19 protein-coding genes are annotated in these 21,528 nt (G+C 53.1%); 8 read left to right on the top strand and 11 right to left on the bottom strand.

The window, feature by feature from the left end; genetic code table 11:
- The first annotated feature begins 75 nt into the window (after positions 1-75).
- Positions 76-1,824 (top strand): phosphoenolpyruvate--protein phosphotransferase, encoded by a 1,749-nt coding sequence (gene ptsP, locus Hfont_RS00285; RefSeq protein WP_112990272.1) that lies wholly within the window; start codon positions 76-78, stop codon positions 1,822-1,824.
- Positions 1,825-1,847: 23 nt separating this feature from the next.
- Here ptsP and Hfont_RS00280 read toward each other — a convergent pair whose 3' ends face one another.
- The 5 genes from Hfont_RS00280 to Hfont_RS00260 all read right to left on the bottom strand — a co-directional run bounded on the left by Hfont_RS00280 (position 1,848) and on the right by Hfont_RS00260 (position 6,264).
- On the bottom strand, positions 1,848-2,432 hold the full coding sequence (locus Hfont_RS00280; RefSeq protein WP_112990271.1) for a chromate transporter: 585 nt from the start codon (positions 2,430-2,432) through the stop codon (positions 1,848-1,850).
- Positions 2,429-3,049 (bottom strand): chromate transporter, encoded by a 621-nt coding sequence (locus Hfont_RS00275; protein ID WP_112990270.1) that lies wholly within the window; start codon positions 3,047-3,049, stop codon positions 2,429-2,431. Before Hfont_RS00275 ends, Hfont_RS00280 begins: the two co-directional genes overlap by 4 nt.
- A gap of 90 nt (positions 3,050-3,139) precedes the next feature.
- Positions 3,140-4,111 carry a glycosyltransferase gene (locus tag Hfont_RS00270; RefSeq protein ID WP_112990269.1) on the bottom strand — a complete coding sequence of 324 codons (972 nt, stop codon included), beginning with the start codon at positions 4,109-4,111 and terminating at the stop codon, positions 3,140-3,142.
- A 7-nt stretch (positions 4,112-4,118) separates the two neighbouring features.
- Complete coding sequence (locus Hfont_RS00265; protein WP_112991615.1) at positions 4,119-5,360, bottom strand: O-antigen ligase family protein; 1,242 nt, start codon at positions 5,358-5,360, stop codon at positions 4,119-4,121.
- A 49-nt stretch (positions 5,361-5,409) separates the two neighbouring features.
- Positions 5,410-6,264 (bottom strand): glycosyltransferase family 2 protein, encoded by an 855-nt coding sequence (locus Hfont_RS00260; RefSeq protein WP_112990268.1) that lies wholly within the window; start codon positions 6,262-6,264, stop codon positions 5,410-5,412.
- Positions 6,265-6,719: 455 nt separating this feature from the next.
- On the opposite strand from Hfont_RS00260, the gene metX reads away from it, so the two are divergent.
- Both metX and metW read left to right on the top strand, forming a co-directional pair.
- Entirely contained in the window at positions 6,720-7,877 is a 1,158-nt protein-coding gene (metX, locus tag Hfont_RS00255) for a homoserine O-succinyltransferase MetX (protein WP_112990267.1), read from the top strand.
- Complete coding sequence (metW, locus tag Hfont_RS00250; RefSeq protein ID WP_112990266.1) at positions 7,874-8,485, top strand: methionine biosynthesis protein MetW; 612 nt, start codon at positions 7,874-7,876, stop codon at positions 8,483-8,485. Before metX ends, metW begins: the two co-directional genes overlap by 4 nt.
- Here the strand turns inward: metW and Hfont_RS00245 are convergent.
- Positions 8,482-9,840 (bottom strand): AmpG family muropeptide MFS transporter, encoded by a 1,359-nt coding sequence (locus Hfont_RS00245; RefSeq protein ID WP_112990265.1) that lies wholly within the window; start codon positions 9,838-9,840, stop codon positions 8,482-8,484. The two genes, metW and Hfont_RS00245, sit on opposite strands and share 4 nt — an antisense overlap.
- Positions 9,841-10,030: 190 nt before the next feature.
- Positions 10,031-10,999, bottom strand: a complete 969-nt coding sequence (locus Hfont_RS00240; protein ID WP_112990264.1) for a chemotaxis protein — start codon at positions 10,997-10,999, stop codon at positions 10,031-10,033.
- 226 nt (positions 11,000-11,225) lie between these two features.
- On the opposite strand from Hfont_RS00240, the gene Hfont_RS00235 reads away from it, so the two are divergent.
- From Hfont_RS00235 to Hfont_RS00225, 3 genes are read left to right on the top strand one after another with little or no spacing between them, the layout of a single operon-like run.
- Complete coding sequence (locus tag Hfont_RS00235) at positions 11,226-11,870, top strand: class I SAM-dependent rRNA methyltransferase (protein WP_112990263.1); 645 nt, start codon at positions 11,226-11,228, stop codon at positions 11,868-11,870.
- A gap of 12 nt (positions 11,871-11,882) precedes the next feature.
- Positions 11,883-12,905 carry a DUF6352 family protein gene (locus tag Hfont_RS00230; RefSeq protein WP_112990262.1) on the top strand — a complete coding sequence of 341 codons (1,023 nt, stop codon included), beginning with the start codon at positions 11,883-11,885 and terminating at the stop codon, positions 12,903-12,905.
- A gap of 7 nt (positions 12,906-12,912) precedes the next feature.
- Positions 12,913-14,094, top strand: a complete 1,182-nt coding sequence (locus Hfont_RS00225) for a putative sulfate/molybdate transporter (RefSeq protein WP_241522966.1) — start codon at positions 12,913-12,915, stop codon at positions 14,092-14,094.
- A gap of 3 nt (positions 14,095-14,097) precedes the next feature.
- Here the strand turns inward: Hfont_RS00225 and Hfont_RS00220 are convergent, their stop codons facing one another.
- The 3 genes from Hfont_RS00220 to Hfont_RS00210 form a co-directional block, all read right to left on the bottom strand.
- Entirely contained in the window at positions 14,098-15,252 is a 1,155-nt protein-coding gene (locus Hfont_RS00220) for an MFS transporter (RefSeq protein WP_112990261.1), read from the bottom strand.
- Positions 15,253-15,442: 190 nt separating this feature from the next.
- Positions 15,443-17,416 carry a PhoX family protein gene (locus Hfont_RS00215; RefSeq protein WP_112990260.1) on the bottom strand — a complete coding sequence of 658 codons (1,974 nt, stop codon included), beginning with the start codon at positions 17,414-17,416 and terminating at the stop codon, positions 15,443-15,445.
- A 172-nt stretch (positions 17,417-17,588) separates the two neighbouring features.
- Positions 17,589-18,368: an exodeoxyribonuclease III gene (locus Hfont_RS00210; RefSeq protein WP_112990259.1), complete on the bottom strand. Its 780-nt coding sequence runs from the start codon at positions 18,366-18,368 to the stop codon at positions 17,589-17,591.
- Positions 18,369-18,543: 175 nt separating this feature from the next.
- Between Hfont_RS00210 and pyrE the strand changes: the two genes are divergently transcribed.
- Both pyrE and Hfont_RS00200 read left to right on the top strand, forming a co-directional pair.
- Positions 18,544-19,209, top strand: coding sequence for an orotate phosphoribosyltransferase (pyrE, locus tag Hfont_RS00205; RefSeq protein WP_112991613.1), 666 nt, complete (start codon positions 18,544-18,546; stop codon positions 19,207-19,209).
- A gap of 28 nt (positions 19,210-19,237) precedes the next feature.
- Entirely contained in the window at positions 19,238-19,852 is a 615-nt protein-coding gene (locus Hfont_RS00200) for a DUF4124 domain-containing protein (protein ID WP_112990258.1), read from the top strand.
- Positions 19,853-20,031: 179 nt separating this feature from the next.
- Here the strand turns inward: Hfont_RS00200 and gatB are convergent, their stop codons facing one another.
- Entirely contained in the window at positions 20,032-21,495 is a 1,464-nt protein-coding gene (gatB, locus tag Hfont_RS00195; RefSeq protein ID WP_277740069.1) for an Asp-tRNA(Asn)/Glu-tRNA(Gln) amidotransferase subunit GatB, read from the bottom strand.
- Positions 21,496-21,528: the final 33 nt, after the last annotated feature.

Below are 21,528 nucleotides of genomic sequence, written 5' to 3'. Positions count from 1 at the left end.
CGTTTTGCTTGCATGCGCTGGTCTGTTTTTCACATTGCCTTCAGTTTTTACTGATACGGACTGGACCTGATTTTGATGACTTCTTTCACGCTACATGGCATTCCAGTATCGCGCGGTATCGCAATCGGCCGTGCGCATATCCTCGCACCTGCCGCGCTCGACGTGCAGCATTACCTGATCGCCGATGATCAGGTCGAGGCGGAAGTTGCACGCCTCCAGTGTGCGATTACTGCCGTACATGCCGAGCTTCAAACCATCTGGAATGAATTGCCGCAGGATGCGCCGGCTGAGTTGGGTGCATTCATCGACGTGCATGCGCTGATCCTGTCCGATCCGATGATTTCCGAAATGCCGCTCGATATCATACGCTCGCGTTATTACAACGCCGAGTGGGCGCTGGTCACACAGATTGAAGAATTGTCATCGCAGTTTGAAGAGATTGAAGATGCCTATCTGCGTGAGCGCAAGGCGGATATTCAACAGGTTGGTGAACGCGTCCTGAAAGCGTTGACCGGCAGCGCCAATTTCCTGCCCAAGGTTGACGGAAACGAAGGCAGCGCTAGCATGATTGTTGTCGCCCACGATATTTCGCCAGCCGATATGTTGCAGTTTCGCGATCGTGCCTTTAGCGGATTTATCACTGATGTCGGTGGGCAAAACTCGCATACCGCCATCGTTGCGCGCAGTCTGGATATCCCGGCTACGGTCGGCGTCTCCAATGCATCGACGCTGATAGAGCAAGGCGACTGGCTGATCATTGACGGCGATGCCGGCGTGGTGGTGGTCGATCCTACGTCAGTGGTGCTCGATCAGTATCGCGAAAAACAAGCGCGCCAGATACGAGAACGTAAAAAACTCGGCAAGCTTAAAAAAATGCCGTCGGTGACCTTGGATGGTACGGCGATCACCTTGTTGGCGAATATTGAATTTCCTGATGATTGTGCGCATGCAATGGATGCGGGTGCACATGGTATCGGTTTGTTCCGTTCCGAATTTTTATTCATGGGACGTACCGGACACGCACACAAATTGCCGACCGAAGACGAACAATTTGAATCTTATAAAAAAGCCGTGGTCGCGATGAAGGGCCGCCCAGTCACGATACGTACGCTGGATATCGGTGCCGACAAACCTATGGATTTTGCCGAACAGACTGCGCTCAATCCTGCGCTGGGTTTGCGCGCGATCCGCTTCTGTCTGTCCGAGCCGCAAATGTTCATGACGCAGTTGCGCGCGATTTTGCGCGCCTCCGCATTTGGCCCGATCAAGTTGCTGATTCCCATGCTGGCGCATGCATTTGAAATTGATCAAACCCTGGCGATGATTGCGCAGGCAAAAGCGCAACTGCGCGAAGAAAAAATCAAGTTCGATCCAGTCTTGCCTATCGGCGCGATGATTGAAATTCCTGCTGCTGCATTGACGCTCCCCTTGTTCATCAAGCGTCTGGATTTTCTGTCTATCGGTACCAACGATTTAATCCAGTACACGTTGGCTATCGATCGCGTCGACCATGAAGTGGCGCACCTCTACAATCCTTTACACCCGGCCGTGTTGTATTTGCTGTCGACGACGATTGCCATCGCAGCAAAAGCAGGTGTCGAGATTTCGGTATGCGGCGAGATGGCTGGCGACACACAGATGACACGTTTGCTGCTGGGAATGGGCTTGCGTGAATTCTCCATGCATCCGTCGCAATTGCTGGCAGTCAAGAATGAAATTTTGAACAGCGATTTGAATGTGCTGACACCAGCTACGCGCAAGATCTCGCGTCTGTATGAACCGAAAGCGATTAACGAAGCGGTCGAACAACTACGATTGCTGTAAAAAATTTCTTTTTAATGAAGTTTTTATACCAGCCCGAACCAACCTAAAGCCGCGCCGATAAGCAGCAACCACAAGATGTGGATTTTGGTTTTCAACACCACAGGAATGATTGCTGTGGTCAGTAACCAAAGCGGCCAATCCTTCGATAGTGTGCTGTGCGTACTGGCCAGTATCCAACCGGTTGCCAGCATCAGTCCAACCACGATCGGCCCCATCCCCTGCTTAAAAGCCCGCACACTACGCAACTCGCGATTGTGATGCACCCAGCGTGTTGCCGTGTAGGTAAAAAGACTGCTAGGTATCATGATGCCCGTCATCGTGATGAGCATGCCGAGCAAGCCGGCCGTCATGCTGCCTGCGTTCAATCCGATATTCCAACCCATCAGTGCCACAAATAAAATATTCGGGCCGGGGGCTGCCTGTGCGATGGAAATCGATGCGCTGAACTGTGGCTCTGTCAGCCAGTTTTGTTCAGCGACCAGGTAGCGGTGCATTTCAGGTGCCGTGACTAGCGCTCCGCCTAATGAAAGCAGCGACAACGATAGATAGTGGAGAAAAAGATTCAGCCAGTCGGTAGTATGCAGCGAAAGATGCAGCGTCTCGTTCATCGCGCGATCTTTCGATAAGCCAGCACGCAGGCGATGACGCCAAGACCGAACAACGGATAGATCAAGGGTATGCGCAGCAAGGCAACCGCGATAAAGCAAAGCGCGCCCAGCACAAAGCATGTACGCGGGCCCAGTGGATTATTTTTCATGGCGGCGATCAGGCGAAAACCTGTAGCCAAAATGAGTCCTGCCGCAACGGCGCCCATCGCACGCAAGGCATTGGTTACCTGGGGATGATGAGCGTAGGGTGCGTAAAGAATTGAGATCGCCAGCACGAGCAGCAAGGGCAGACATAACATGCCGGCGAGCGCAGCGAGGGCGCCACGCCAACCAAAATAACGTCCGCCGATGATGATGGATAGATTGACTACATTCGGGCCCGGCATGATCTGCGCAACGGCCCAGTCTTCAATAAATTCCTCCCGCGTTAGCCACTTCTTTTTTTCGACCAGTTCTTGCTGCACGATGGCCATGACGCCGCCAAAACCCTGCAGTGCAAGCAGGCTAAATGAGAGGAACAGATCCTTGAGGGATTGCGGCCTGGCTTTATAAAAGTCAGGCTCATCAGGATTCGGCCCATTTTGACTGGAAGAATATTTATTTGACGGTGTGTTCATTCAGCACCCGAATGCGTAACGTTAGTCCGGCATGCTCCATTAATCGTGCCGTGGGTAAGCGAATGGCTGCAGCTCTTCGAGTACTGTCGTTCATGCCGTCCAGGGAAGATGCTTGATATCGCCATGCAATACAGGGGATACGGGATTTAATGATTCTCCGGCAAGTACCCTTGTATAGATGGATAGATAATCGTTCGCCATCTGGTCTGAGTTGAAAGTTAACGCTCGTGCATGACAGGCATGCGGATCAAATTTACTGCGCGATACTGCTTGCGCAAGGGTTGCTCTACTGGTGGAAAGAATGCCGCATTCAGGCGTGACAATCTCGGGTAGTGCGCCGTAAGGCGTCGCGAATACAGGCGCGCCAAAATACAGGCTCTCGATCACTGCCAGGCCGAATGGTTCATGCCATAAGGTTGGAAACACCAAACCACGTGAAGTGTTGAGTAGCTGGAATTTTTTGTCGCCACCCACCATGCCGTGAAATTTAACCTGGCGTGACCACGTGAACCGGAAGCCACGTTTAAGGTTGATGCGGTTGCCGCCCAATACGTCTAGAGGAATATGCGCAGCACGCGCTACATCGATGGCGCCTTGTACATTTTTAACGCGCCACGCTGCCTTGCCGAGAAAATGAGCGTGTGTGCGCGTGGCTTGCCAGTTGACAGCGCCGTATGCCGACCAATCCAGTCCATTGTAAACAAAGGCATCTGAACCGTGACGCTGCGCGTGATTTTTTGAAACGAAGACAGTGTTACGCGGCAATGGAACGCTCTCCGATGAGTTGCCATGTTGCGTAACTACATGAGGAAAATTCAGAGGCACGTTGGGATTGAATTGGAAATGCGTTATATCCACTCCGGCAGGTACTTGTGCTTCCCATGGGATATCTCTCTGCAGAAGAAGCACTTCAGCAAAGTCGCAGTGAGAGCCCTCTGGCACAAGGTAGCTTACGCGATGTCCGGCGCGTACCAGTGCACGGCCCAGATCCCAAATGACACGTTCGGTACCACCGTAAGCGAACACAGGTATAGGGCTGTGGTTAACAATCAGAATGTGCATGGTTGCTCTATAAGGAAGGGGGCTCGTTGCGCGCAGCCAGCAGCGGCATTACAGCTGCCAGCGACAGTGCCATTACGTAGTAGTTGTGCAAAAAATTGACGTTGGTCAGGCTCGCAGTCGCATGCATGAACAACACACCACCCATCTGCCATGCGGCCACAGGATCGATACGCGCCAGTCGACGCGTTGCGATTGTCATGCCTGCCAACAGCGCAAGTAAGGCAGTCAAGCCGATGGCACCACCGTCCAGAGCGGCGTTGAGATATTGATTATGAACGTGTCCCAACTGGCGTACATCACTCAATTTGGCCAACTCTTCTTCGGAGCCTCCATCCCCTGCATGCTGGATGCGCCGCATACGTTCAACACTGCCTATGCCTATCCAAGGGGATTGCTTGATACCTGTCCAAGCCAGATCCCACAGATAAAGGCGTGCACCGCCGGAGGTATTGTAATTTTCAGTACTCTGAAATTCTTGAATGTTTTGTGCCGCTTGACGCATGCGGAGGACATCACCCGGTCCCCACCAGGCGCCAGCCAGCAACACAGCCACAGCACAGAAAAGTCCTAGCAAGGTGCGATGAAATCTCGTGTGGGAAGCGTGTGTTTTCTTATGCCAGAACCATGCGTATACCAGGCCACACCATGGGATTACCAAAAAAGCGCCGCGCGATTGCGACAGTAGTACCGCAGCTATGCCACATGCTGTGCCGAAAAACCAGATCCATCGTCGAGTGGCAGATTCTTTTTTTGACAAGGCCATTGGCAGCAGTAGGCAAGCATTGAAACTTACGGCTACTGCCCATGGAATGGCATTGCTGGCTAAAGATCCACGAACATCTACACCACGCATCCACCAGAATGCCGACCACAAGAAAGCCAGAATGCTTGCAGCCGCAACAGCGTGTGTCATGCCTATCCGTATTGGTATCGAGATGGCGTTGCGGCGAATCAGGAATAAGGCGGCCGCTGCGGGGAACAATAAACGGAATTGCGGATTGAGGATGTCACCATCCTCTGCCCAGATAAAGACACAAAGACTGGCAAGCAGCAACGCAACCCCGCAACCAATCAGCCACGCAGACGCGGCGGCAGATGTCATCTTGTTGGTATGGGTGTTGCGTAGATTGAATGGACCTTTGAATCCCCAGATGCATAGACCAAGCCAGGCTGCCCCCAGGGTTTTTGTGTGCAATGAACCCAGGGCCAATAGCGTCCCCAACAAGCAAAGGCCGGCGGTTCGTGTCATGTTTTTTCTACGTAGACGGGAAGCGCTGATTTCTACGGATTGAACTGGTTCAACGGGCGACATCGGAACTCAGGCTGTCGTAATCATATTTGAGCGCTACATAGCGGAAAAATCCTTCAAGCGCGACGAAAAAACAATGGAGAAATCCGGGGCCGCCGCAGAGAAATCCAAGTTGAACAATATACAACCGCAAGAATAATGAAAGCCCTGATGCCGCGCCGCGCAGTATGCCGCCACGCTTTCCTTTTTCGGCGCGCTTGGCTGCACCGAGCATGGAATATTGCAGGAGTTTTTCGAGACTGCCGCGCACGGTTTCCCGAGAGTAGTGCAATAACTTTCCATCCAATATGACGCGTGGTGTGGGCTCATTCGTCAATATGGCCTGTTCGTGCACAATGCCTACATACTCTAGCAACATGTCGCGGCGAAACAGGCGTTCCAGTGTGGCCTGAGATCGAAAATATTTTAATTCCCGGTTGAAAGCGACCTGTAGCCAACGAATTTTCCAGACGGCGCGGGCTCCCGAATGCACGGCTGCCTGCAATGCTGTCCGCAGCTCGGGGGTGATGACTTCGTCTGCGTCAAGAAAGAAAATATAGTCGCTCTTGGCGTGAGCAAGCAGGCGATTGCGTTGTACGCCGAAACCTTGCCAGTCGGGATAGTTAAAAACCTCTGCGCCCGCCGCTTGCGCAAGCTCGCGAGTGTTATCAGTGCTACCGCTATCGACGACGATCAATTGATCGGCAAATGCAGCACTCTGCAGGCAGCCACTGATGCGGCGCGCCTCATTTTTTGTCAATACAGCAATGGTCAGTGTGGGCAATGCTGGTGCGGTGCTGGACGTCGAGATTGCTTGCTGATTTTCAGCCAAGGTTAAGGGGGATGGTGCCGCTTTGTTTATCATTCTGTCCCTCTAAATCCGTTTTTTATTTCCGGTGTCGCATTTTAATGCGTTTGGCTACTAATTAACATTGCCTGAAGCAGGCGCGTTGTATCGGTTTGGTGTTGGGTACCTGAGCTTTAATTGCAATAATTGCACGTTGTATTTTAACTTCTGCTCGACTGCATGCCAATTTCCCTCGCGTGGAGGAGATATCAAACAATTGATGCGCATGGCGTCACAGTCAGTTTGACGGCGACGGGCGACTTGTTTATTCTTACGCCATGGCGCCGATTTGACATCAGCTTGCGGGCGCATAATAAATACGGCTAAAGCGTGCTCGCAATCGAGTTTCGAATTTAGCCCGCCAAGCTGACCGCTTTTCGGGCTTTTTGTTTTTTGGAATACCAGAGAAAACCAGCGCTGTACGGTGTCGTATTTCAGCGCCGCATTTAAGCAATTTCTCGTGAATAGATAACATGACCTCTCTCGGAATCGTTGCACCGCAATCCATGTTTTTCTCGACGCCGCTGCCTTTGCAGAGCGGCGCGAAACTTTGCGACTACACGCTGGTGTATGAAACCTATGGCACCTTGAATGCAGATCATTCGAATGCGGTGCTGGTTTGTCACGCGCTGAATGCATCGCATCACGTTGCTGGTCATTACAGCGAAGATGCCAGCACCAAGGGCTGGTGGGACAATATGGTCGGCCCCGGCAAGGCGCTGGATACCAATAAGTACTTCGTCATTGGCGTCAACAATCTTGGTTCCTGTTTTGGCTCGACCGGGCCTATGCACGTCAATCCGGCGACCGGCAAACCGTATGGTGCGCATTTCCCCGTCGTTACCGTTGAAGACTGGGTACAGTCGCAAGCGCGTCTGGCCGATGCTTTGGGCATTCAGCAATTCGCTGCGGTGATGGGTGGCTCGCTCGGTGGTATGCAGGCGCTGGCGTGGAGCATTTTGTTTCCTGAACGCTTGCGTCATTGCGTCGTAATTGCATCGACGCCAAAACTGACGGCGCAAAACATTGCATTCGACGATGTGGCGCGTCAGGCGATTTTGACTGACCCGGATTATCACGGCGGCGATTTTTACGAACATGGCGTGGTACCCAAGAATGGCTTGCGCGTAGCGCGCATGCTGGGCCACATCACGTATTTATCAGACGACGACATGGCGGTGAAGTTCGGGCGCGATTTGCGCTCGGGCGCGTATCAATTCGGCTTTGGCATCGACTTTGAAATCGAATCGTATCTGCGCTATCAGGGCGACAAGTTCTCTGAATACTTTGATGCGAATACATATTTGCTGATTACCAAGGCGCTCGATTATTTTGATCCGGCAAAAGACTTTGGCGGCGATCTAACCAAGACTTTGTCGAATACACGTGCAGAATTCTTGCTGGTGTCTTTCTCTACCGATTGGCGCTTTGCGCCTGAGCGCAGCCATGAAATGGTGCAGGCGCTGGTCAACAACAAACGTACGGTCACCTATGCAGAAATCGATGCGCCGCATGGACACGATGCTTTCCTGCTTGACGATCAGCGTTACATGAATGTGGTGCGTGCGTATTTTGCGCGCGCTTATAAGGAAATCGATGGCGGTAGTTTGAAGGCAGGAGCAAGCGCATGAACTTTGAACAATTAAGCGTGCTGCGTCCTGACCTCGCTTTCATCGCGCATTGGATAGGTAACGGTACGCAAGTACTCGATCTGGGTTGCGGCGACGGCGTCATGCTCGACTATCTGCAAACTGACAAGCAATGCAGTGGTTATGGCATTGAAATCGACGACGATAAAATTCCGGAATGTGTGCAACGCGGCGTATCTGTCATTCAGCGCGATCTGGAAGCGGGCTTGGCAATCTTTGCCGACAATGCATTCGATACGGTGCTGTGTTTATCTGCGCTGCAGATGATGAAAAATGTAGAAGGCGTGCTGCGCGATATTTCTCGCGTCGGTCACGATGCGATCGTGTCCTTCCCGAATTTTGCCTACTGGCCGCATCGTATTTCCTTGCTGCGCGGTCGCATGCCGGTATCGAAAAGTTTGCCGTATGAATGGTATGACACGCCGAACCTGCGTTGCGCGACGATCAAGGATTTTGAAGAGCTGGCGAATGAAGTCGGCCTGGAAGTGATCGAGTGTGTCGCTCTGCAGGATGGCCAGCCGGTATCCTTTTTGCCGAACTGGCGCGGCAGTCTGGCCGTATTCCGCCTGCGTAAAAAACAGGCAGTTTAATTTTCAGGTTGTACTGAAACTTGTTCTTTCTGAGCCGGCGTTTTATTCGCTCTGGCGGAAAACCAAAGCAATATGATCACCGGCACACCCAGCAGCGCAGTAGCAGTGAAAAAATTACTGTAGCCGTAAGCATCGACGTAGGTGCCGGAATATCCCGCCAAAAATTTTGGCAGCAGCAACATCATCGAACTCAACAACGCATACTGCGTCGCCGAATAATTGACGTTGGTCAGGCTGGATAAATAAGCGATAAACGCTGCGCTGGCGATGCCGCTTGCAAGGTTGTCTCCAGAAATCACCAAGACCAGCATCGTCACATCGTGACCATGCCCCGCCAGCCATGCAAACAGCAGATTGCTGGCCGAGCTCAAGATTGCCCCCAGAGTCAGGATGCGCATCATGCCGAAACGCATCGAGAGTGCGCCACCGATAAATGCGCCAACCAGGGTCATGATGACGCCAAAGATTTTGGTGATCGCCGCCACTTCATCCTTGCTGTAACCCATATCGACGTAGAACGGATTGGCCATGATGCCCATCACCACGTCGCTGATGCGGTAGGTCGCGATCAACGCCAGGATCAATACTGCCTGCCAGCGATAACGCAGGATGAAATCGCGGAATGGGCCAACCACGACATCATCCAGCCATGCAGCCACATTTTTGGCTGGAGGCAATTCACGTCGTATCGGCTCTTTGGAAATAAGTACCGTCAATACGCCCAGCAGCATCGAGGCGGCCATCACCAGATAGGCAGCGTGCCAGGCACCGGCCTGGTAAGTGCCGCCATCCACTACTTCGGCGCGCGCGGCTATCCACAAGACGCCCGCACCGGCCCAGATCATTGCCAGCCGATAGCCGGTTTGATAACCGGCAGCGAGCGCAGCCTGCCGATCGATGTCGGCCGATTCGATACGGAAAGCATCCAGTGCAATATCTTGCGTGGCTGAGCCGAAGGCGACCGCGAGCGCGCACCATACGACAGGTTGCAAGGCGATGTGAGGGTCGTTGAGTGCCATGCCGAGCAAGCCGGCGATGATCGCGCTTTGGGATAGCAATAGCCAGCTGCGGCGACGTCCCAGCCAACGTGTCAAAAATGGAATGGGCATGCGATCGACCAAGGGCGCCCATGCCCATTTGAAGGCATAAGCCAGACCGACCCAGCTCAAGTAACCGATCGTGCTGCGATCTATGCCCGCTTCGCGCAACCAGAAACTGAGCGTGCCCAGCACCAACATGAGTGGCAGACCAGCAGAGAATCCCAGAAACAGCATGCGTACGGTAGCGGGTTCACGGTAGACCTTGAGCGTATCTGACCATGAATGCCGTGGCACGTCGCTATTGCGGAAAATCATTCTGCTTACCTTGTTGAGTGGGCTGGCCGACGGATAGTCGGCAGGGACAGATGCTGACACAAGAGCGCGCATGCGGCAAGCCGCAGCATGGTGTCAAAGCAAGAAGTGGATTGAGATGAAGGTGATGCAAAGAATTACGGTGATGGACGACATCCATCAGCGTACAGCAGAAGTGAGTGAACTTACGCGCTTACTTGCGCGCCTTGGCCAAAACGTCGAGCAAGGTTGCTGCCAGTTCTTCCGCCTTGAATTTGGCGGTATACGCATCGGCCCCCACACTTTTGACATGCACTTCATTTGTTGCACCGGATAAGGAGGAGTGAATGACGACCGGAATTTTATTGAAACGGGTATCGCCCTTGATTTTCTTGGTCAGCGTAAAGCCATCCATCTCGGGCATTTCCAGATCGGTCAGAACCAACGCCACCTTGTCGACTGCGCTCTTGCCTTCCTTGCTGGCGGCATCGCTGAATGCATCCAGCATCTTCCAGGCTTCGAGGCCGGTTTTCGCCATGACGAAAGGCAGACCCATCGCATCCAGGCAGCCACTGATCAACATGCGTGCCGAAGCTGAATCATCCGCAGCTAAAATTACTGCACCCGGTGGCAGGGTGACCGAATTGTCTATCTTGTCAGTATCGATGTCCGCAATATTGGACGGCATGACGTTGCGCAGGATTTGCTCCACATCCAATACCTGCGCCAAACGCGTGTTGTTCAAATCAGCATCCAGTTGCGCGATGCTGGTGATGGTGCCACCGCCGGCAGCAGCGCCTTCTGCTGCGCGTACCTGACTCCAGTTCAGGCGGACGATTTCATCTACCTCTTCCACCGCAAACGCTTGTGTCGTGCGCGCAAATTCGGTCACCATCAGGATGTTCAAACCGGTAGCTGGCGTGCACCCAAGTGCAGCCGGCAAATTGATTACGGGGATGAGCTGGCCCCGAATATTCGCCATGCCCATAATGTGTGGAGGAGAGTTGGCAATCGAATTTACCGTCGGCATCGCCATCAATTCGCGCAGTTTGAATACATTGATACCATACACTTCGCTGGTTTCTGAATGAGGAGAAATGCCGAGACGAAAAAGCATTAATTCAAATTTATTGTTCGAGGTCAGACCGGAGCGTTCATCAATCTCCTTTTGTGTCGTATCCATCATGTCTCCAGTATTTTATGAGTCCACGATTTTTATCGTGGTGTCTTGTTCGTCAGTTTGACTGTCGAAAGGAAATCTTGGCACCAGTGTGAACGCATTCTGCGCCTAAATCGGTTAAATGAAGGTTAAATTTTCTTTCATATGCGTTGCGGTTTATGATGGACGCCTTCAAGCTGTATTTTTCATACACACTCTTAATCATTTCGCATTACCGTGAGCCGCTTTTATGTTGATCATTACCATTAAACAAGGCAAGGAAAAAAGCCTGCTCGAACGCCAGCCCTGGATTTATGCGTCGGCGGTCGAGCGCGTCGATGGCAAACCGGCGGAACGCATGAAGTCAGGCGCGACTGCACTGGTTCATTCATCGTCGGGAAAATTCCTGGCGCGCGCTGCGCATGCGCCCAAGTCGCAGATACGCGCCCGCGTCTGGAGTTTCGATCAAAACGAACCTATCGATCACGCCTTGATCAAGCGTCGCGTCAAAACTGCCGTGCACAAGCGCATTGATGCCGCTAAAGGTAAAAGAATAGGTGCCGCCAAACGCCTGCCTTTGATCATCGGCGATGAAGACGAACTATCGGGTTTGCTGGTGGATTGGTACGGCGATCAAAATGGTTTTTTGATTTGCGAATTCCAGTCGGCTGGTGTCGATGCGTGGAAAGTCGCGATTGTGCAATCGCTGATGGCAGAAACCGGTTGCCCGAATGTGTATGAACGCGCCGATGAATTGATACGCAAAGGCGAAGGCTTGCCAGTGAATTACGGTGTGCTCGCCGGCGACGAACCGCCGGATGAAATGATATTGACCGAAAACGGCGTGCGCTACGCGCTCGATCTGAAAACCGGCGACAAGAAATTTTTTAAATAAGATTTTCAAATAATGCCGACATCAAGCGATTTCTGGCCGCATTCCGGCTTCACTATGGCGCAACGCGATGCCGACGGTCGTCTTGTACTGACTGATGATTTGTTGCGCGCATGGTGGCACAGACCTGAAGTGGCACCGGTTGCCGAATCCTGTGCGCATGAATTGGCTTTGCATGCAGCGTTGCTGAGTGCGCCGCGTCGCGCCGTAAGCGAGGCAGAGCTTGCGAAATTTGAAGATGCTGATGCACGCGAGAACTATCGAGTGTTGCTGGCATGGCGAGATAGGCTGCTTGCGGCAACTTCGCTGGAAGCGGCCTATCTCGATATTTTCCGCGCCGGCACTGTGACTGTGCCGCCGGTTTTCATCGACCAGTTGGCGCAGATCATTGTGCACGGCATGTTGGAAGGCACGGAAGAAGCATTGCAGGTACGCGCCGCCGAATTGTTTTTCCGCCCGCAAAAAGTGGCGATAGAAGAAAGTGCCGTCATGCTGGCCGATGCTGCAACGGTGGATCTGCATGCCAGCGGCAGCAACTATGGCGATATCGGCAGATTGCTGATCGAAGCCAATACCAAACCGCGCCGTGTCGAACTCGATGTCATCGATCAGGAAAACGCCCAGACTTATTGGGCGCGCAATGAACGTCACGATACTGTCGTCAGTTTTGCTTACGGCCGCGCTGCCTTGACTGCATTTTGTCGCGTCATTGAAAAATGGATAACTCATTTCTACGGTGTCGCGGTAGTGGTGAGACCATTGCGTGCCATCGAAGCCAAGCACTGGGCGTGGCATATCGGTCTGGATGCAGAAGCGACTGGCATACTCAATGATCTATATGCCGGCGTCGAGCTGGACGAAGCGCGCAATCGTCGCATCCTCTCCCTCTTTCAACTTGATTTCGTCGATCCGTCGGTAGTGCGGCCCGATGTCGCCGGCCGTCCGGTTTATCTTGCGTGTGCGATGAACACATCAGATGTGCTGCGTATCAAACCGCAAAATCTATTATTGAATTTACCGTTGGCATCGATTTCCTGAATCCATTTTGGAAAACCGTGAACGTATCCATTACCCTCTTCCTGACGCAGTAGCGGCCAGCGGCAATCGCTATGACCGCATGGAATGGGCGGGCGCGTTTGGCGATCTGGGAACCTTGATCCCGTTCATTGCTGCCTACATCGGCGTGCTGAAGATGGACCCGTTCGGCGTACTGTTTGCTTTTGGGATGGCGATGCTGGTGGCGGGTTTGTATTACCAGACGCCGATTCCTGTGCAACCGATGAAAGCGATAGGCGCCGTCGCCGCATTGCAGGCGGTACAAACGGCCATCGTTACTCCCGCCGCAGTCTATAGCGCAGCGCTGGTGACTGGCTGTGCGTGGTTGTTTCTCGGCTTGACCGGACTGGCTTCGCGCCTGGCGAAGATGGTGCCGCCGACAGTGGTGATTGGTATTGTATTCGGGCTGGGTTTCGGCTTCATGCTGCAAGGCATAAAGATGATGCAAAGCGATTGGCTGATTGCCGTCATCGCCGGTATCGGCACCCTGCTGTTGATGGGGAATAAAAAAATCCCGGCCATGTTTGTGTTGCTGGCATTTGGCGTACTGGTCGGCGTGCTGCAAAATCCAGCACTGCTGGATGCCTTGTCAAAAACCGACATCGCTTTTCATGCGCCTACGTTTGCATTGGGCGCACTATCCTGGAATCAGTTTTTTGTAGGCGCAGTATTGCTGGCGCTGCCGCAATTGCCACTGACATTAGGCAATGCAGTGATCGCCATCAAGGAAGAAAACAATCGCCTGTTTCCGCAACGCGCAGTGACGGAAGGTGGCATATCGATTTCCACCGGCATCATGAATTTGTTCAGTGCTTCTGTGGGTGGCGTGCCTATGTGCCATGGTGCCGGCGGCATGGCTGGGCATATTGCCTTCGGCGCAAGAACCGGTGGCTCTGTGGTGATTCTCGGTGGCGTACTACTGGTGCTGGCTTTTTTCTTCAGCGATTCCGTCGACCTGCTGTTCAAGATTTTTCCGGCTGCCGTGCTTGGCGTGATTCTGTTTTTAAGCGGTGCGCAACTGGCGCTTGGTTGCAGCGCTTTCCCGACTGATCGTGGTGCGCGCGCAGTCGTGTTATTGACTGCCGCACTTTGCATGTGGAATGTAGGCGCAGGATTTGTCGCCGGCATCGTATTGCACCACGTGCATCAGCGCGGCTGGTTGAAAATGTAGTTTCTACTCCAGCCAGCGCGCGCGACTGGCTGCGATGGCAATGGCAATCGCCATCACGCCTATCAATCCGACCGCAACTTGCATGCCCCAACCTTGCGCCAGAAAACCTACCACTGGTGGCCCGATCAAGCCACCGCTGTAACTGAAGGTCGCGACTGCTGCCAATGCAGTTGAGCCATGTCGGCCGGCTGCGCTGAAAACAAATGGAAACACCGCGGCAAACCCGGCGCCGGCGAAAGCAAAACCGATAATCGTCAACGGAATATTCAACGCTGCAATGGCGACGAAGATGCCAAATGCGGCAAACAATGCGCCGCTTGCGACGACACGCCGTGCGCCGAATCTATCTTTCAAGCGATCGCACACCATGCGTGCCAACAACATCAATGCAGCAAAGCCGGCGTAGGCCAAAGGTGCGACACCATCGTGCGCGCCCATTTCATCTTTCATGAAGACACCGCTCCAGTCGGCAATCGACCCTTCCGCCACCGCACCGCAAAAACCGATGATGCCGAGTGCGACCAAAGGGCCGTGCGCGACAGCGAACATCGCCTTGCTTTCTGCATGCACGATCTGGTCCGGCGGCAGCGCTTGATAAGCGATATACAAAGGCAACAACAAGAGAAGCGACGCAATGCTGAAATGCATCAGTGGTGTAATGGCGAATCCCGCCATCGCACTGCCAAGCAGTGCGCCGCATACTGCGCCCAAGCTGAACCATGCGTGCAACAAAGACATGGTCGAGCGCCCCGCCGCTTTTTCATGGGCGGTGCCGATTGCATTGATGGCAACGTCAAAACAACCTGATGCAGCACCCAGGGCAATCGCAACGATGGCTAGCCACACCATGCTGGGCGCGAGCGCCAGACTCGGCAAGACAAGGATCAATCCCAATCCCGAATACCATGCTGCGCGGCGTCCGCCGAATTTGTTCACCATCCACGCTGCGAGTGGAAACGATCCGACTGCGCCAAAGCCGCCACCCAGCAATACGATGCCCAGTTGCGAAGGGCTCAATTGCAGCGCATCACGTATCGCCGGAATGCGCGCCGCCCACGATGCATAGATCACGCCGAGCAAAATGAAAAGAAACGGTGTGGCGATGGAGTGGAAGCGGGCTAAACGTGATGTGAGTGGCAACGGATATTCGGTAGACATGGAATTAGGTGCTTATGCGGCGAACTGGCTGAAGGCTGAATTGTAGAGGCTTAGCAGTCCCTGCGCCCGGTAGACTTTAGGCCGCAAGTAAAAATGAAACATGCGGCAGCCAATACAACAAAGCGGAGCTCAGGCTCCGCTTTGTTGTATTGGCTGGGCTACCCAAATGCTTTGCAAAAATTTGAGTAATCTAGATTGATTGTTTTTTAGTTAAAGTCATCTGCGTCGGTTCGGCGGTCAGGTAACCAACTGCTGCGCCGAATCTATCGTTGTAGTTGGCCTTGATCAATGGATCGAGTTGATCTTTCACCTTGCTGTGCAATTTTCCACTCCAGTCGCCCGCATGCTGGAAGTTGCTCATGATGTAAGTCCAGCCATTGATTTCGTCGACAGCATGCAAGCCGGTTGCTTCTGCGCCGGCTGGCATGGACATGATGCGCGACAGTTTTTTCGTGTCGACGTTGTACGCCCATAAAAAATTATTCACGTGCGTACTACTGTCTTCGCCTATGAATAGCGTGCGCATTTTTTCCGAGAATTTCAGGTTGTCGGGATTCGCAATTTTTTCCGGATTGGCGAGGTTGCCCAATGCATCCGCCGGCGTGTCTTCGCCTACCAGCAAGGCCTTGGTTTTGATCGGTACCCATTCGCTCTTGATCGTTATGCCGCTCGTATCTTTTTGATCGCCATCCAGATTGTGTGCGAATACGCCGCCAGCCACGATGGCCTTGTTGATCGTGATGCCGGTCGATGCGCGCCATGCGGGATCGTTTTTGACCATCGAGTTCTGGATATTCTGCAGCGCGGAGTATGCGATCTTATCCTTGATGTTGACGGTCGTGCCTTCCATCTTGGTGAAACCCATGCTGGCACCGACCAGGTTGGCGTAGCGATGTGTTTCGAGAAAGGCTGCGGCTTTTTCCATGCCCGGTTTCAGTTTGACCCAGTTGGCAACGCCATCGGCAAAAATCTTGGTATAGCTGGCATCGAGCGGATCGGTCTTCACGCTGCTCATGATGTCGGACGGCTTCAAGGTGTCGGCCAGTTTCTCGATTTCAGTGCTGGTGGCATGTCCCAGTTTGATCCAGCTTAGCGTTGCACCCAATGCGTATGGATCGACGGAAAAACCTGCGCCGACTTTGGCGACATACAAGGTACCTGCCGACAAATCTTTTTCTCTATCCGCGACAAACATGAAGAAGCCGCCATTGGTGTAATCGTCGCCCATCAACACGGTGCGATTGTCCGGCATCACTTGTATCAACTCGTGCGAGATGCGACCCAGACAATAGTGCTTCTTGATCGTGCCGCTACCATCCGGATTAACCGTTACTTCCGGCAGATGGCCGTAGTGATAGGGATTGGCTTTGTTTTCATCGCCGAACAGATTCTTGCTGTATTTTTTGAAGAGAGTGTTTTCAGCGATGAACTGCGCATCCGGTTCGTATTCTTCGCTGGACAGATGTGTGTTCCACGGCGACAGGCTGGCACCGCAGGTAATCCACAAGCCGTGAGCACTCGACGTATCGACGTTGTGATATTTAACCAGGCTGAGTTTGCCAGTCTGTTGATTCTGATCCAGCGTCAGCACGGCAATTGGGGATGGCAAAGTGCCGTAGGCATTGTTCTTGTCGCTTGCTGCACCCAGCTGATCGCGAGTCAGGTATTCAAACTGGACGACGGCGAACACGGCTTTGCCCTTGATGCCGGTCACGCTTGGATTTGGCAGCGACAATAGTGACGTGCCATCGGGTGCATCCGAAAAGAATTGACGTTCTTTGCCGGCGACCGATTTATCGATAATGGGTTTGTTGTGAATGTCGAAGTAGCCGCCACTCAGGATAGTGCCACCTTTGCCATCCGGTACTTGTTCGCCGGTAATGAAGAATGGTTGATACGCGAGTTTGTATCGTTGCGTGGAGTTGTCACCGTAATGAACATTGAGCGTTGCGCCGACTGCCGTGGTCGCCATCGCAGCGGCATTTGCCAGCGTAGGTGCTGCCATCGATGTGAAGCTGGTGGAAACGTATTCTGCCGATTGCGATTTGGTGGTGATGACGCCGCAAGCAGCAAGCAAGGCAGATGAGGCGCCCAGTGGCAGTAGCGGCGCGCTGGCAAGAAATTTCAGGGTTTGGCGACGAAAAAGCGAAGTTTGATCGGACATGTTTTTTCCAGGGTAAGGTGAGTTGCGAGGCGCGTGTGGCCGCAAGCCTGAAATGGAATTTGTCGTGCGATCCCCGCGTTGTAGGGAGTATAAAAACGCTTTGTGACAGCTTCGTGAAAAGGTCTTGAAGGGAACTGACCAAGCAGGACTCCCGCTCGGTCAGCCGCCTGATTTATTTCCAGTCGTAATCAACCGTCAGTGGCGCATGGTCGCTGAAGCGTTCGTCCTTGTAGATGGACGTAGTCTTCGCCGTGGCTGCCAGATTGCGCGTCGCGATTTGATAATCGATGCGCCAGCCTACGTTCTTGGCCCATGCCTGACCGCGATTGCTCCACCATGTATAGCATTCCTCCGTCGTCGTCGGATGCAGGTGGCGATAGGCATCAACCAGTTCCACCTCATCGAGCACACGCGTCAGCCACGCACGTTCTTCAGGCAGGAAGCCGGAATTTTTCTTGTTGCCTTTGTAGTTTTTCAGATCGATTTCATTGTGTGCAATATTCCAGTCGCCGCAGATGACGAACTCGCGACCGAGTGCCCTCAATGCCAGCAAGTGCGGCAGAAATACGTCCATGAAACGGAACTTCGCCAGTTGACGTTCTTCGCTGGATGAGCCGGACGGACAGTAGACGGAAATTACACTCAGATTGCCGAAGTCGCATTGCACATAGCGGCCTTCCGCATCGAATTCGCTGCAGCCAAAGCCGATCTGCACATTGTCCGGTTTGGTTTTGCAATATACGCCGGCGCCGGAATAACCTTTTTTCTCGGCGTAGTGGAAATAGCCGAAGTAACCTTCCGGCGTCAAAAACTCCGGCGTCATGTCCGCTTCCTGCGCTTTCAGTTCCTGCACGCAGATAAAATCCGCATCGTGTTTTGCGATCCACGGAAAGAAGCCTTTTTTTGCGGCTGAGCGTATGCCATTCAAATTGGCGGAGATAATTTTTAACATGGCAGTCGTTTAAAAAATGAGGCGCTCAGGATAACCGATTCAATGCACTTGGTCTTTAGGCGCCGGGCATGCCCTTTGCATTTACCGGCATGTGCATCCGATAACGATTTAAAATGTGGCCTTGGTCGCGCAAATAGCGACAATTTTCGTCACTTTTACCCGTTATGGAGTTGCTTTGAACAATTTACGGCAAGAATTCATCAAGTTTTCGGTTGATACCGGCGTATTGCGTTTCGGCGAATTCGTTACCAAGGCCGGTCGCACCTCGCCTTATTTTTTTAATGCCGGACTGTTTAATCAGGGTGGCACGCTGGCGCGTCTGGCAGAGTTTTATGCGCAGACCCTGATCGATTCGGGTGTCGAATTCGACATGCTGTTTGGCCCTGCGTACAAAGGCATCACGCTCGCTTCGGCGACCGCAGTGGCGCTGGCGAACAAGGGCCGCGATGTGTCGTTTGCGTTTAATCGCAAGGAAGCCAAGGATCACGGCGAAGGCGGCACCATGGTCGGTGCCAAGTTGCAAGGGCGTGTGGTGATTATCGATGACGTGATTTCTGCCGGTACCTCGGTGCGCGAATCGGTAGACATGATCCGTGCGGCAGGTGCAACGCCATGTGCAGTATTGATTGCGCTGGACCGGATGGAACGCTCGGGCGCAGACGATGCCTTGTCCGCCCATTCGGCGGTGCAGGAAGTCAGTAAGACCTACGACATGCCGGTGGTATCAATCGGTAATTTGTCGGATTTGTTTGAATACCTGTCGAATGCGGGAGCCGATTCCGAACAGGCGCAGTACAAGGATGCAGTCGCTGCTTATCGCAAAAGGTACGGCGTGACCTAACAGCCGTTGTTTTATTCTGGGGAGTGAAATGAAAGGTGCAGTCAAGACACTGGTTTTTCTCTCAATATTCATCGCGTCGGGTGCGCACGCAGCCATATACATGTGCAAGGACGCATCCGGCCGTACTCTCACTTCCGACAGACCTATTCCGGAGTGCGCAGATCGCGCAATCCGCGAATACGGCAATAACGGCGCAGTAAAAAGAGATATTTCCGCGCCGCTCACTGCAGAGCAAAAACGCGAAAAACAGCAGCAGGACGACAAGAAAAAAGCCGAACTGGTCGCTGCTGATGAACAGAAAAAATCAGACCGCGCCCTATCTGCACGCTATCGCAGCGAAGAAGACATCACGGCCGCACGCAAACGCGACACCAGCGTCATCAGCGATCAGATCGCCCAGCAAAAGAAAGCCTTGTCGAGCGCAGATAGAGACTGGAAAGAAGCGCAAGCAGCAGTCGAAGCGCAAAAGAAAAAAGGCGTGGTTCCAGCGGGTTTGCAATACAAACTGGATCGAGCCGACCAAAACGTGCGTGATCTGAAGGTCAGAATCAGCGATAGCGAAATCGAATTGGCGCAAGTCCATGCCAAATACGATTTGACGCTGCAACGTTATCGCGAAATTATAACGGCATCTGCTCGATAACCTTGGCTAGAAAGTACGCAGGAGATTTTTAGCGGTCGGGAACTGTCTAGGCGGTATATAAATGTTTCCATTTGAATGGCTTGGAAAATTTTAAAAACTGCTCTGTTCCCCCTTTTTTTCGTTGCATAAAAAAGCGCGCTCATTTTACGGAGCGCGCTTTTTGTTTTTGCCTTACTTAATCAAGCCGTCAGTTTTTTCTTCAGCAATTCAGTGAGCTGCGCAGGATTGGCCTTCCCTTTACTGGCCTTCATCGCCTGCCCCATCAGAGCATTAATGGCCTGTTCCTTGCCGGCGCGGAATTCTTCCACCGATTTGGCGTTCGCTGCCAATACGTCATCGACGATTTTCTCCAGTGCACCGCTATCGGAAATTTGCTTCAAGCCTTTCGATTCGATCACTTCGTCGGCTAAGGTTGCGCTGTCTGATTTGGCGTCCCACATCGCGCTGAATACTTCTTTCGCCAGTTTGTTGGAGATGGTGCCATCGGCGATGCGTTGCAATAGCAAGGCGAGTTGCGCTGCGCTGACTGGGGACGCGGTGATCTCGATGCCTTCGCGATTGAGTGTCGATGCGACGTCGCCCATCAACCAGTTTGCAGCCGGCTTGGCTTGTTCCTTGCCTGTGATTGCGGTGACGGCTTCAAAGTAATTTGCCATCGCTTTTGATTGCGTCAATATCGCTGCGTCATATTCCGACAAGCTGTAATCGCGCACAAAACGCTCGCGCATTGCACCTGGCAGTTCCGGCATCGCAGCTTGTACGCGTGCTATCCATGCTGCGCTGACGACGAGTGGCGGCAAATCCGGATCGGGGAAATAGCGGTAATCGTGCGCGTTTTCCTTGCTGCGCATTTCGCGCGTTTCTTTTTTATCCGGATCGTATAGACGAGTCGCTTGTACAACGCGGCCGCCGTCTTCTATCAATTCGATCTGGCGGCGCACTTCATAATTGATTGCGTCTTCCATGAAGCGGAAGGAGTTCAGATTCTTGATCTCGCAACGTGTGCCGTATTCTTTTTGTCCGACCGGACGTACCGAGACGTTGGCGTCGCAGCGGAATGAGCCTTCCTGCATATTGCCGTCGCAGATGCCTATCCAGGTCACCAGCGTGTGCAGCGCCTTGGCGTAGGCAACCGCTTCTGCGGCGCTACGCATATCCGGTTCGGTGACGATTTCCAGCAGGGGTGTGCCGGCGCGATTCAAGTCGATGCCGGTCATGCCGTGGTAATCCTCATGCAGCGATTTGCCGGCATCTTCTTCCAGATGCGCGCGCGTCAATTGCACGGAACGAATCTCGGTTTTGCCGTCGACTTCCATTGCGAAAGAGATGCGGCCGCCTTGCACGATTGGCAAATCCATCTGGCTGATCTGGTAACCCTTGGGCAGATCGGGATAGAAATAATTTTTACGTGCAAACACCGAGTGCGGCGCAATCGTTGCACCTATTGCGAGACCAAACTGGATGGCACGTTCGACCGCGCCACGATTCATTACCGGCAATGAGCCGGGCAAGGCCAGATCAACCGGCGAGGTTTGCGTGTTTGGCGCTGCGCCGAATTGCGTCGGTGAGCCGCTGAAAATTTTTGTCTGAGTCGTCAACTGCGTATGCGTTTCCAGACCGATTACGACTTCCCACTGCATGATATTTCCTTGTTCGCGTTGTGCGTGTTTGACTGA

This window comes from Herminiimonas fonticola, from assembly GCF_003293745.1.
Taxonomy (GTDB): Bacteria; Pseudomonadota; Gammaproteobacteria; order Burkholderiales; family Burkholderiaceae_D; genus Oxalicibacterium; species Oxalicibacterium fonticola.
The sequence above is the reverse complement of the archived record's forward strand: the minus strand, read 5'-3'. Positions and strand labels throughout refer to the sequence as shown.

Excerpts from the sequence above, each read along its gene's own strand:
- ptsP (WP_112990272.1), top strand. The coding sequence starts at position 76 with ATGACTTCTTTCACGCTACATGGCATTCCAGTATCGCGCGGTATCGCA.
- Hfont_RS00280 (WP_112990271.1), bottom strand. The coding sequence starts at position 2,432 with ATGAACGAGACGCTGCATCTTTCGCTGCATACTACCGACTGGCTGAAT.
- Hfont_RS00275 (WP_112990270.1), bottom strand. The coding sequence starts at position 3,049 with ATGAACACACCGTCAAATAAATATTCTTCCAGTCAAAATGGGCCGAAT.
- Hfont_RS00270 (WP_112990269.1), bottom strand. The coding sequence starts at position 4,111 with ATGCACATTCTGATTGTTAACCACAGCCCTATACCTGTGTTCGCTTAC.
- Hfont_RS00265 (WP_112991615.1), bottom strand. The coding sequence starts at position 5,360 with ATGACACGAACCGCCGGCCTTTGCTTGTTGGGGACGCTATTGGCCCTG.
- Hfont_RS00260 (WP_112990268.1), bottom strand. The coding sequence starts at position 6,264 with ATGATAAACAAAGCGGCACCATCCCCCTTAACCTTGGCTGAAAATCAG.
- metX (WP_112990267.1), top strand. The coding sequence starts at position 6,720 with ATGACCTCTCTCGGAATCGTTGCACCGCAATCCATGTTTTTCTCGACG.
- metW (WP_112990266.1), top strand. The coding sequence starts at position 7,874 with ATGAACTTTGAACAATTAAGCGTGCTGCGTCCTGACCTCGCTTTCATC.
- Hfont_RS00245 (WP_112990265.1), bottom strand. The coding sequence starts at position 9,840 with ATGATTTTCCGCAATAGCGACGTGCCACGGCATTCATGGTCAGATACG.
- Hfont_RS00240 (WP_112990264.1), bottom strand. The coding sequence starts at position 10,999 with ATGGATACGACACAAAAGGAGATTGATGAACGCTCCGGTCTGACCTCG.
- Hfont_RS00235 (WP_112990263.1), top strand. The coding sequence starts at position 11,226 with ATGTTGATCATTACCATTAAACAAGGCAAGGAAAAAAGCCTGCTCGAA.
- Hfont_RS00230 (WP_112990262.1), top strand. The coding sequence starts at position 11,883 with ATGCCGACATCAAGCGATTTCTGGCCGCATTCCGGCTTCACTATGGCG.
- Hfont_RS00220 (WP_112990261.1), bottom strand. The coding sequence starts at position 15,252 with ATGTCTACCGAATATCCGTTGCCACTCACATCACGTTTAGCCCGCTTC.
- Hfont_RS00215 (WP_112990260.1), bottom strand. The coding sequence starts at position 17,416 with ATGTCCGATCAAACTTCGCTTTTTCGTCGCCAAACCCTGAAATTTCTT.
- Hfont_RS00210 (WP_112990259.1), bottom strand. The coding sequence starts at position 18,368 with ATGTTAAAAATTATCTCCGCCAATTTGAATGGCATACGCTCAGCCGCA.
- Hfont_RS00200 (WP_112990258.1), top strand. The coding sequence starts at position 19,238 with ATGAAAGGTGCAGTCAAGACACTGGTTTTTCTCTCAATATTCATCGCG.